Origin of the sequence: Azospirillum agricola, from assembly GCF_017876095.1 — a bacterium.
GTDB lineage: Bacteria > Pseudomonadota > Alphaproteobacteria > Azospirillales > Azospirillaceae > Azospirillum > Azospirillum agricola.
The window spans coordinates 1-10930 of sequence record NZ_JAGINM010000035.1; the positions used below are offsets into that span (position 1 = coordinate 1).

Genomic DNA, 10930 nt, shown 5'->3' on the forward strand with positions numbered 1-10930 from the left:
GTCGCGGCCTGCGGCGGCAGCGTGGCCGGCAAGACGGTGGCGGTGCTGGGCGTCGCCTTCAAGCCCAACACCGACGACATGCGCGACAGCCCCTCGCTCGACATCGTCCCGGCCCTTCAGGCAGCCGGCGCCACGGTGCGCGCCTATGACCCCGCCGCCATGCACGAGGCCGAAAAGCTGCTGCCCGGCGTCGAATGGGCCAAGGACGCCTACGGCACCTTGGAGGGCGCCGACTGCGTGACGATCCTGACGGAATGGAACGAGTTCCGGTCGCTCGATCTGGCGCGGGTCAAGGCCCTGCTGAAGGCGCCGGTGATGGTCGACCTGCGCAACATCTACAATCCCGACGACATGGCGCAAGCTGGTTTCGTCTACACGTCCATCGGGCGGACGGCGCCCACGCTGTCCTGAACCCTTCAGATAGGATCACCGTTTCCCATGCGCAGTTTGACCCGTAAGCGTGTCCTCGTCACCGGCGGCGCCGGGTTCCTCGGTTCGCATCTTTGCGAGCGGCTGCTGGACGCCGGGAACAACGTGCTGTGCATCGACAATTTCTTCACCGGCAGTCGCGACAACATCGTGCACCTGCTGGGCAACCCGCAGTTCGAGGTGATCCGTCACGACGTGACCTTCCCGCTCTACGTCGAGGTCGACCAGATCTACAACCTCGCCTGTCCGGCCTCGCCCGTGCATTACCAGCACGATCCGGTGCAGACGACCAAGACCAGCGTGCTGGGCGCCATCAACATGCTGGGCCTCGCCAAGCGGCTGAAGGCCACCATCCTCCAGGCCTCGACCAGCGAGATCTACGGCGATCCGATGGTCCATCCGCAGCCCGAGGAGTATTGGGGCAACGTCAACACGATCGGCCCGCGCTCCTGCTACGACGAGGGCAAGCGCTGCGCCGAAACGCTGTTCTTCGACTACAACCGCCAGCACGGGCTGCCGATCAAGGTGGTGCGCATCTTCAACACCTATGGCCCGCGCATGCACCCCGACGACGGGCGGGTCGTCTCCAACTTCATCATGCAGGCGCTGCGCGGTGAATCCCTGACGGTCTACGGCAGCGGCAGCCAGACGCGTTCCTTCTGCTTCGCCGACGACCTGATCGAAGGCTTCCTGCGCTTCATGGACACGCCGCCCGAGGTGACGGGGCCGGTCAATCTCGGCAATCCCGGCGAGTTCACCATGCTGGAGCTGGCCGAGCATGTGATCCGCCTGACCGGTTCGAACTCCCGGATCGTCCACAAGCCGCTGCCCCAGGACGACCCCAAGCAGCGCCGCCCGGACATCACCAAGGCCAAGGACCTGCTGGGCTGGGAGCCGACGATTCCGCTGGAGGACGGTTTGGAGCGCACGATCCGCTATTTCCGCGACCGTTTCTTCGCCTGATGCCGACGCCCTTCGGGTCCTGACCGGTCAGGACCCGAGGATTGCCGTTCAGCCGAGCAGGCTCAGAAGGTAGCGGCCATAGTCGTTCTTCTTCAGCGGTTCGGCCAGCTTGGCGACCTGCTCGCCGTCGATCCAGCCGGAGACGTAGGCGATCTCCTCTGGGCAGGCGATCTGGATCCCCTGCCGGTTCTGGATGGTGCGCACGAACTCCGCCGCTTCCAGCAGGCTGTCATGGGTGCCGGTGTCGAACCAGCCGTAGCCGCGTCCCATCAGCTCGACGTCGAGCTGGCCCATCTCCAGATAGGCGGCGTTGACCGAGGTGATCTCCAGCTCGCCGCGCTCCGACGGTTTCACCGAGGCCGCGATGTCGATCACCTGGTTGTCGTAGAAGTACAGCCCCGTCACCGCCCATTTGGAACGCGGCGCCGCCGGCTTCTCCTCGATGCTGAGCGCCCGGCCGTTGGCGTCGAACTCGACCACGCCGTAGCGCTCCGGGTCGCGCACGCCGTAGGCGAAGACGCGGGCGCCGCTGGTCTTCTCGCCGGCCGCGCGCAGCAGCTGGGTCAGGCCGTGGCCGTAGAAGATGTTGTCGCCCAGCACCAGGGCGCAGGCGTCGTTGCCGATGAAGTCGCGGCCGATGATGAAGGCCTGGGCCAGTCCGTCGGGCGAGGGCTGGACCGCGTAGGACAGCGAGACGCCCCATTGCGAACCGTCGCCCAGCACGGCCTGGAACAGCGCCTGGTCGTGCGGGGTGGTGATGATCAGGATGTCGCGGATACCGGCCAGCAGCAGCGTGCTGAGCGGGAAGTAGATCATCGGCTTGTCGTAGATCGGCAGCAGCTGTTTGCTGACCGCGCGGGTCACCGGGTAGAGCCGGGTGCCGGATCCGCCCGCCAGGATGATGCCTTTCATGTCCGCCGCCTGCCTGTTCGTGAAATCTGGGTCTGTCGGGAAGGGAGAGTAGCGGAGGGCCGTGGGCCGGCCCCCGCGTCAGGATGCCGCCGTCACGGCGTCTTCGCGGAAGTCGCGGAAGCGTCAGCGAAGAGCGCGTCGAGGACGCGCTCCAGGCTGTCCTCCCAGGCCGGCGGCGTGATGCCGAAGGCGGCGCGCAGGCGCCCGCAGTCCAGCCGCGAGTTGGCCGGGCGGCGCGCCGGGGTCGGGTAGGCGGCGGTCGCGATCGGCTTCAACGCCGGGCGGCGGCCCTCTTCGCGCTCCAGGCGCTGGAAGATGCGCTCGGCGAAGCCGAACCACGTCGTCTCGCCCGATCCGGTCAGGTGGTAGGTGCCCCAGGGAACGTCGTCCGGCCGGCTTTGGATGCGCGCGGCGATGGCGATGATGGCATCGGCGATGTCGGCGGCGGCGGTCGGCGCGCCGGTCTGGTCGGCGACGACCCCCAGCTCCGGCCGCTCACGGCCCAGCCGCAGCATGGTCTTCACGAAATTGGCGCCATGGGCCGCGTAGACCCAGGAGGTGCGCAGGATGACGTGGGCGGCGACGGCGGCGCGCACTGCGGACTCGCCGGCCTCCTTGCTGGCGCCGTAGACGTTGACCGGGTCGACCGGGTCGTCCTCGGTGTAGGGGGCCGGCTTGCTTCCGTCGAAGACGTAGTCGGTGGAGATGTGGACCAGCGGCACGCCGCGAGCGGCGCAGAGCGCCGCCAGCCGGGCCGGGCCGTCGCGGTTGATGGCGAAGGCAGCCTCGCGGTCGTTCTCGGCCTTGTCCACGGCGGTGTAGGCGGTGGCGTTGATGACCAGATCCGGGGCGTGCTCCGCCATGGCGCGGTCGATGCTGGCCGGATCGGCCATGTCCAGCGCCGGACGGGCGAGCCCGGTAAGCGTGGTGTCGGCCGGCCAGGAGGCGCGCATCAGGGCGTCGCCGACCTGTCCGCTGGTGCCGAGGACGAGAACCTTCACGCCACGCTCCCGGTCTTCGCCGCGCTCTCCAGCCCCAGCCGTTCGCCGGAGTAGGAGCCGTTCTGCACCGCCTCCCACCAGGGCCGGTTGGCGAGGTACCACGCGACCGTCTTGCGCAGTCCGGTCTCGAAGGTTTCCTGCGGGCGCCAGCCCAGCTCGCGCTCGATCTTGTCGGCGTCGATGGCGTAGCGCTTGTCGTGGCCGGGGCGGTCGGCGACGAAGGTGATCAGGCGGTCGTGGGGCGCGCCGGCGGGCGCCATCTCGTCCAGCAGAGCGCAGATGCCGCGGACGACCTCCAGGTTGGTGCGCTCGTTGTGGCCGCCGATGTTGTAGCTCTCGCCGACGCGGCCCTTCTCCACCACCAGACGCAGGGCGCGGGCGTGGTCCTCGACGTAGAGCCAGTCGCGCACGTTGTCGCCGGCGCCGTAGACCGGCAGCGGCTGCCCGGCCAGCCCCTTGAGGATCACCAGCGGGATCAGCTTCTCGGGGAAATGGTAGGGGCCGTAGTTGTTGGAGCAGTTGGTCAGCACCACCGGCAGCCCGTAGGTCTCGTGCCAGGCCCGCACCAGATGGTCGCTCGACGCCTTGCTGGCCGAATAGGGCGAATTGGGGCTGTAGGCGGTCGTCTCGGTGAAGAAGCCCTCGGCGCCCAGCGAGCCGAACACCTCGTCGGTGGAGATGTGGTGGAAGCGGAAGCCGGCCTTGCGGTCGTCGGGCAGGGCGGACCAATAGCCGCGCGCGGCTTCGAGCAGGCGGTAGGTGCCGACGATGTTGGTCTGGATGAATTCGCCGGGCCCGTCGATCGAGCGGTCGACGTGGGATTCGGCGGCCAGATGCATGACGGCGTCCGGCTGGTGCCGGGCGAAGACCTGGCGCAGCGCCTCGCCGTCGCAGATGTCGACCTGCTCGAAGGCGTAGCGGGGATTCTCCGCGGCGCCGGGCAGCGAGGCCAGATTGGCGGCGTAGGTCAGCTTGTCCAGGTTGACGACGCGGAGGTCGGTTTCGGTCAGCAGTTGCCGCACCACGGCGGACCCGATGAACCCGGCGCCGCCGGTGACGAGAATGCACTTCATCAAAACACCTGCGCCCTATCGTGAGACGAACAGCCAAACCGGAAAAGACGTCGCGAAGCAAGGATCGTTTCGGGGCCGGTCCTTGGACCAGCCCCGTCAGAACAACTCGGCCGCGCCGGCCAGACGGGGATGGACGAGATCCTTGTCGGACAGGCGGGCCTTGCCGGCTTCGACCGGCCAGTCGATGCCCAGATCCGGGTCGTTCCACAGGATCCCGCGGTCATGCTCCGGCGAGTAGAAATTCGTCACCTTGTAGATGACTTCGGTGTCGGGTTCCAGCGTGCAGAAACCGTGGGCGAAGCCGGCCGGGACCAGGATCTGGTTCCATTCCGCCGCGCTGATGATGGCGCAGACGTGCTGACCGAAGGTCGGCGATCCCCGGCGGATATCCACCGCGACGTCGAAGACCGCGCCGCGCACCACGCGCAGCAGCTTGTCCTGGGCGAAGGGGGGCAACTGGAAATGCAGGCCGCGCACCGTGCCGACCTCGGCCGACAGGGACTGGTTGTCCTGCACGAAGTCGAGATCCAGACCGGCCGCCGCGAAGGCACGCTTGCTGTAGGTCTCCGAGAAGAAGCCGCGGTGGTCGCCGAACTTCTTCGGGTGGATGATCTTCACGTCGGGAATGGCGAGTGCGGCGATATCCATGCTCTAAGGCTCCTCCTGCCGGTCGGTGCGGCGTTTGGGTGACTTGGTATCGCCGGGCGCGGCCGAAGTCCATGGCCGAACGGTGTGCCCACCCTCTCCATCGGCGAGGAGGCCGTGCTTTTCGGGGTTGCGCGGAAGCGCCGGGCGCGAACGCGGAAAAGATGGGGGGACCGCGCGGGGACGAACGATATTCTGGATCGCCCCCGCAACGCAGCAAGACTGGATCGTCATGGCCGACCCGACCTCCCGTGAAACCGCCTCGCGCGAGACCGTGCTCGTGACGGGCGGCGCCGGCTACATCGGCTCCCACGTCGTGCTGGCGCTGCGCGATGCCGGGCGTCCGGTGGTGGTGGTCGACGACCTGTCCACCGGCCGCCGCGCCGCCGTGCCCGACGGCGTCCCCCTGGTGGTGGGCAGCGCCGGCGACGCCGATCTGGTGGCCGCGACGATCGCCGCGCACGGCGTCGGCACCGTGATGCATTTCGCCGGCAGCATTGTCGTGCCGGAATCGGTCGAGAAGCCGCTCGATTACTACCGCAACAACACGGTCAACAGCTTGGCCCTGGTCGGCGCCTGCGTGGCGTCGGGAGTGGAGCGCTTCATCTTCTCGTCCACCGCCGCCGTCTACGGCATGCCCGACACCATGCCCATCGACGAAGAGGCCCTGACCCGGCCGATCAATCCCTACGGCCGGTCCAAGCTGATGACGGAATGGATGCTGCGCGACACCGCCGCCGCCCATGGCTTGCGCTACGTGGCGCTGCGCTATTTCAACGTGGCGGGGGCGGATCCGGCGGGGCGTTCTGGGCAGAGCTCCCGGTTGGCGACCCATCTGCTGAAGATCGCCGCCCAGGCGGCGACCGGCCAACGGGCGGAGATCCATGTCTACGGCGACGATTACCCGACCCCGGACGGCACCTGCGTGCGCGACTACATCCACGTCAGCGATCTGGCCGCCGCCCATGTGGCAGCGCTTGTCCATTTGGAGGCCGGGGGGGACAGCCAGATCCTGAACTGCGGCTATGGCCGGGGCTATTCTGTCCGCGAGGTGCTGGACATGGTGGAGACGGTGCTGGGCCGTCCGCTGCCGATCCGGATCGCCGGGCGGCGGGCCGGCGATCCGCCGGCCCTGGTCGCCGGAACCGATCGGATCGGCCGCACCCTGGATTGGTCGCCGCGTCACGCCGATCTGGAAACCATCGTGCGGACCGCGCTCGCCTGGGAGGAAAAGCTCGTCGTTATGGCTTCGTAACGATATTAGTATCGGAACCGGAACATTCCGGTTCCGATACCATGGGGATCAACGTGCCCCGACCAGCTCCGCCAGTTTGCGCAGACCGGGGCTTCCGGTGCGCGACTGCTTCAGCGTGTCGTGGATCGACAGCCCTTCGCGCGGGTTGGGCACGCCCAGTGCGGCCTGGACCTTCGGCGCGACGGGGGTGCTCTTCTTGCGGGCGCGGATCCGGGCCTGAACCTCCTGATAGAGGGCCAGCTTTTCCCCGTCCAGGCCGGACTGGGTCGCCACGGTGTTGCTGCCGTCGGTCTTGTAGAAGTAATAGCCGACCGGCGTTCCCACCAGGGAGAAGTCCGACGGAAAACCGGCGCAGATCCGCAGAAGAAGATCGTAGTCCTCCTCGATGGTCAACCCGGTGTCGAAATGCAGTAGATCGGCCGGAAGCTGCGACCGGTCGATGACGTAGCTGTGGATCGGACAGAAGTTGCTCTTGAAGAGGTCGGCCAGATCCTGCCCCTTGTAGGGTGGAACTTTGGAGCCGACCATGTAGAAGAAATGGTCGTGGACCTCGACCTGCATCACCTGGACCGAGGCGAAGGCAATGGCGGCCCCGGTCTTGCGGAGCTGGCCGACCAGCATCTCGTAGGCTTCCGGGAACAGCACGTCGTCGTAGTCGAGGAAGGCCAGATAACGGCCCTGCGCCACGTCGAGTCCGCGATTGAGCAGATAGGTCCGGGCGTCCACGACCCCGGTCTCGTCCCAGTTGTGGATCGACAGCGTGGGCGCGCCGGGAAGCTGGAGGACCGGCGTCAACGCCGCTTCAGTTGCCGCGACCTCCTCCGGCGAGAAACGTTGCAGGACCAGAACGATGTTCACGGGCCGGTAACGCTGGCCGACCAGCGAGAACACGCAGCGCTCCAGCTCGGGCAGACGGCGGGGGTCGTGGAAGCGGACGACGCAATCCAGCCTGTCGGCGGACTGGGGATCGCCGGACCGGGCGGTGCCGGAAAGGGAATGGTCGGTCATGGCGGGGGCTACCAACGGGGCTTCGCGAAGCTGAAGTGATGCGAGAAATCGGCGTAGCGCCGCCACGCCTCGGCCACCGGCTTGGGCCGGACGGCGGGAAGCGGATGGCCCAGCGCCTTCAGCTCCGTCGCCAGCCAGTCCTCGAAGGAGGACGATCCCCATTTGCGGGCGAGCAGAACGCCGGATTCGAAGATCATGCGCAGGACCGCCGGGTTGCGTGGGCGGTTGGTGACCTCGTGGAGGAACAGCGAGGCCGGGCAGCTCAGCAGGGCGAAGCCGTTGGCGCGCGCGCGCCAGGACAGGTCCACGTCCTCGCAATACATGAAGAAGGTCTCGTCGAAGCCGCCGACCTCCTCGTAGGCCGCGCGCGGGATCATCAAGCAGGCGCCCGACAGCCACGGCGTCTCGAAGGTGTAGGGGTCGTAGGGCTTGGGATGCTCGGACGGGAATTGCAGGCTCTCGATCAGCGCGCGGCCCTGGCTGGCCCGCATCATCCGTACGAGCGCCGCGATGGCGTCGGGGTGCAGGGCGCCGTCCGGGTTGGCCGCGAGGTAGTGATCGGCCCCGTGCTCGAAGGCCTTGGCCATCAGGCGGTTGTGCCCGGCGCCGAAGCCGATGTTGCCGGCACCGGCGACGCGCAGGATGGCGGGATCGCCGGCCGTCATCGCGTCGGTGGGAGCGCCATTGTCGATCAGCAGGATCGCGGAGTCGGTCGGGCAGCCGGCCCGCGTCAGGGCGATCCGCGCGCTTTCGACGATGCGGCGGATGGTGTCCTCGTCGTGGTTGTAGGTGACCACGCCGACGGCGACCGCCGCCGCTTCGATGGGACGGTCCAGCCCCAGGGCGGTGACGTTGCGGCGCGCGAGCAGTCCCTGGGCCGGTTGGGCGACCGGGGGCGGGTGCACGGCGCGGGGGGCCGGCAGGTCGCGGCCGGACAGCAGCAGGCCATGCTCGGCGATGAAGCGGTCGAGCCCGACCGGGCCGTCGATTGCGTCGATTGCGGGCGTGTGGGCGAAAAGCGGCGGGTGCGCCACCTTGATCCAACGGAAACCGGCCCGCTCGCAGACATGGTAGTAGAGCCGCTCGACCGCGTGGGCGACGGTGCCGTCGATCTGCCCGGTCTCCTCGGCGAAGTCCGCGTAGGACAGGTCGAGGTCGAGCAGCGGCTTCAGGGCGGCCGAGCGTGCCCAGAACATCGACCCGGAGGGGAAGTCCAGAACCTTGTCCTCGGACAGCTCGATGTCCATCCGCGTGGCGAGGGCTGCGGCCGGCGGGAAGTTGCCGCCCCAGTTGATCCAGTGGCGGACCGGCTCGAAATGCTGGGAGGCGACCATCCCGAGGTCGCGGCGCTGCTGGAAGGCGGCGATGATGCTTGCCACGATCTCCGGCGAGCCCAGCATGTTCTCCAGCAGGAAACCGCGCCAGTTGGCCAGCACCGAGGCGTGGTGCGACTGCTTGGAGTGGAGGTGCAGCACCAGCTCGTGGCTGTCGTAGACGTCGCGGAAGCCCAGCAGCTTCGGTGCGATGTCGCGGCCGCGGTTCTCGGTGACGCGCACCTCGACCCGGCCGCGGTCCCAGCCGTGGAAGGCCTTCTCGATGACCGTCTGCTTGGCTGCGCTGTCGGTCGAGATGAAGATATCGAAGGGAACTGGGATGTTGGCGAAATAGCGGCGGAACTCGACTGCCAGGGCCTCGTAGAAGATGTGGCAGATCACCGCCAGCGTTGGTGCCGGGGCGGACACGGCCGGCTGATGCGCGAAGGGTACGGCGGCGCTGTGGTCAATCTCGATCGGTCGGGCGATCTCGCGCGGGGGCGTGTCGGAGGGAACCGACAGCAGCGGCGCGTTGTCCGGGGCGGTGGGCCCGTTGCGTTCGGCCACCTTCTGGATGATGCGGCGCCAAGTCTGGCGCGGCCCCTGGCGCAGCAGGAAGTTCAGGGTGCGGCGCGTGTTGACGGGATCCCGGACCAACATCGGCAGGGCATGGCGGGCGATGCGGGCTATGAAGCGGCCCTTCGCGGCGGCGCTTCGTGCACGGGTCTGTCCCGTTCGCAGGCCGGCGGTGATCCGCCAGGAGCGCGAGGCGTAGACGCCGGCCAGCTCCGCGTTGACGCGCGCCAGTTCGGTCCTGTGGAGATCCAGCGCGTGGCTCAGCGTCTGGATATGCTCCTCTTGCTGCGCGACCTTCTGGTCCAGCTGGGCGATGGTTGCGTGGGCGTCGGCGAGGGCACCGTTCAGCCGCTGCATCCCCTCCTCCAGCGCCTCGCTGTGCTCCGTCAGGGCCTCGGCGTGGGTCTGGAGGTTGGCGAGGTCGCGGTCGCGGTCGGCGATCCAGCCGCGCAGCGTCTCGACCGTCTGTTCGCGGTCGGCGACCTGGAGCGTCAGTCCGCCGATGTGCTCGTCGCGGTCGGCAATCCAGCCGCGCAGTGTTCCAACCGTCTGCTCGCGGTCGGCGACCTGGACGGTCAGGGCTTCGGCGTGGGTGGTGAGGTCGGCAACCACCGCGGCGCGGTGCTGTGCCCAGACATGGTCGATGATCCCCTGGCCGAGCCGGTCGAAATAGGCGCGGATGCGGGCCAGCCGCTCGGGGTCCTGCCCGACGCCCATCAGCCAGCGGAGGCTTTCGGGCATCTCCTCGGTGCCGACATAGGCAACACCCAGCCCATTGGAGTGCAGGAAGGTGAAGGTGGGGTATTGGGCGCGGATCTCGTCCCATAGCCGCCAGACGCCGAAGTCGCGCTCGCGCACGTTGGTGTCGTGGAACAGCACAACGCCGCGGGCGCTCATCTTGGGCAGCCAGCTGTGGAAGTCGTGCGACACCGCGTCGTAGGTGTGCAGGCCGTCGATGTGCAGCAGGTCGATGCCGCCCCCGTCACCGGTTTCCTTTGCGACGGTCCGGTCGATATCGGGGAAATAGCCCAGCGCCTCGTCAAAGGTCATCCGCAGCAGGCGGGAGAAGCCGGCATAGAGCGGGTCGTGGTGGGCCTTCAGGTCGTTGATGATGTCGTCGCCATAGACGCCGGCGTGGGGGTCGCCTTCCCAGGTGTCGACTGCGTAGCAGGCGGTCGACAACCCGCACTGCACGATGGCCTGGAGGAAGGCGCAGTAGGAGTTGCCGCTGTGCGTGCCCAGCTCCACCAACGACCGGGGGCGGAGGGCATCGATGATCCAGAAGGCGAAGGGCAGGTGACCGGCCCAGGGCGGCGGGAAGACCAGCCGGTTTGGTGCGGTCAGGGCGATCGGCCGGTGCAGCCGCGCCAGATCGTCATGGGTCACGTCGGTCTGGCTCCGGTCTGGCTGGGTCATGTTGGTCTGGCTGAAATCGGGTGGCGGTGTCGGGAGCGGCGCGTCCGACCGACCGCCGCGGTCCTGCGGGGGGGCGCCGTGCTTGATGGCCTTCTTCCCCGCGCCCTTTCGTCCTGGACGGCGGGCGTGGTCTTCCATCCTGCTTGCGGGCGGCGTGGTCGGGCTTTCCTGTTGCGTTTCCATCGCGATGGGAAGCGTGGTGTCGTCCCGTGACGCCATAGCGGTTCGGATGCCCACCCGTTCGGAATTGAAACTTCCGGCAATGCGCCAAATGGCAAATCATCGACAGAAATGGCGCAGAAACGCAGCCGTCCGTGGTTTATAGCCTTGAGCCCACAG

General features: G+C 68.0%; 9 protein-coding genes. 3 read left to right on the top strand and 6 right to left on the bottom strand.

The window, feature by feature from the left end:
- Together J2847_RS31200 and J2847_RS31205 are read left to right on the top strand one after the other, a co-directional pair.
- Nucleotides 1–411: UDP binding domain-containing protein (locus J2847_RS31200; RefSeq protein ID WP_209782622.1), on the top strand; the 411-nt coding region annotated here is incomplete at its 5' end.
- 27 nt (nucleotides 412–438) lie between these two features.
- On the top strand, nucleotides 439–1392 hold the full coding sequence (locus J2847_RS31205; RefSeq protein ID WP_209782623.1) for a UDP-glucuronic acid decarboxylase family protein: 954 nt from the start codon (nucleotides 439–441) through the stop codon (nucleotides 1390–1392).
- A gap of 48 nt (nucleotides 1393–1440) precedes the next feature.
- On the opposite strand, the gene rfbA is transcribed toward J2847_RS31205, so the two are convergent.
- From rfbA to rfbC, 4 genes are all read right to left on the bottom strand, one after another.
- On the bottom strand, nucleotides 1441–2304 hold the full coding sequence (gene rfbA / locus J2847_RS31210; RefSeq protein ID WP_209782624.1) for a glucose-1-phosphate thymidylyltransferase RfbA: 864 nt from the start codon (nucleotides 2302–2304) through the stop codon (nucleotides 1441–1443).
- Between the two features lie 92 nt (nucleotides 2305–2396).
- Nucleotides 2397–3305, bottom strand: coding sequence for a dTDP-4-dehydrorhamnose reductase (gene rfbD / locus J2847_RS31215; RefSeq protein WP_209782625.1), 909 nt, complete (start codon nucleotides 3303–3305; stop codon nucleotides 2397–2399).
- The gene (gene rfbB / locus J2847_RS31220) at nucleotides 3302–4378 is read right to left on the bottom strand and encodes a dTDP-glucose 4,6-dehydratase (protein ID WP_209782626.1); all 1077 of its coding nucleotides are present in this window, start codon (nucleotides 4376–4378) and stop codon (nucleotides 3302–3304) included. Before rfbB ends, rfbD begins: the two co-directional genes overlap by 4 nt.
- Nucleotides 4379–4474: 96 nt before the next feature.
- Nucleotides 4475–5026, bottom strand: a complete 552-nt coding sequence (gene rfbC, locus J2847_RS31225; RefSeq protein ID WP_209782627.1) for a dTDP-4-dehydrorhamnose 3,5-epimerase — start codon at nucleotides 5024–5026, stop codon at nucleotides 4475–4477.
- Between the two features lie 229 nt (nucleotides 5027–5255).
- Here rfbC and galE point away from each other — a divergent pair, with 229 nt between their 5' ends.
- Nucleotides 5256–6278 carry a UDP-glucose 4-epimerase GalE gene (gene galE / locus J2847_RS31230; protein ID WP_209782628.1) on the top strand — a complete coding sequence of 341 codons (1023 nt, stop codon included), beginning with the start codon at nucleotides 5256–5258 and terminating at the stop codon, nucleotides 6276–6278.
- 48 nt (nucleotides 6279–6326) lie between these two features.
- On the opposite strand, the gene J2847_RS31235 is transcribed toward galE, so the two are convergent.
- The gene (locus J2847_RS31235) at nucleotides 6327–7286 is read right to left on the bottom strand and encodes a glycosyltransferase family 2 protein (RefSeq protein WP_209782629.1); all 960 of its coding nucleotides are present in this window, start codon (nucleotides 7284–7286) and stop codon (nucleotides 6327–6329) included.
- Nucleotides 7287–7294: 8 nt separating this feature from the next.
- The gene (locus tag J2847_RS31240; RefSeq protein WP_209782630.1) at nucleotides 7295–10591 is read right to left on the bottom strand and encodes a rhamnan synthesis F family protein; all 3297 of its coding nucleotides are present in this window, start codon (nucleotides 10589–10591) and stop codon (nucleotides 7295–7297) included.
- Between the last annotated feature and the right edge of the window lie 339 nt (nucleotides 10592–10930).

Coding starts and splice junctions, on each gene's coding strand:
- galE (WP_209782628.1), top strand. CDS start 5,256: ATGGCCGACCCGACCTCCCGTGAAACCGCCTCGCGCGAGACCGTGCTC.
- J2847_RS31235 (WP_209782629.1), bottom strand. CDS start 7,286: ATGACCGACCATTCCCTTTCCGGCACCGCCCGGTCCGGCGATCCCCAG.
- J2847_RS31240 (WP_209782630.1), bottom strand. CDS start 10,591: ATGACCCAGCCAGACCGGAGCCAGACCGACGTGACCCATGACGATCTG.
- rfbB (WP_209782626.1), bottom strand. CDS start 4,378: ATGAAGTGCATTCTCGTCACCGGCGGCGCCGGGTTCATCGGGTCCGCC.
- rfbA (WP_209782624.1), bottom strand. CDS start 2,304: ATGAAAGGCATCATCCTGGCGGGCGGATCCGGCACCCGGCTCTACCCG.
- J2847_RS31205 (WP_209782623.1), top strand. CDS start 439: ATGCGCAGTTTGACCCGTAAGCGTGTCCTCGTCACCGGCGGCGCCGGG.
- rfbC (WP_209782627.1), bottom strand. CDS start 5,026: ATGGATATCGCCGCACTCGCCATTCCCGACGTGAAGATCATCCACCCG.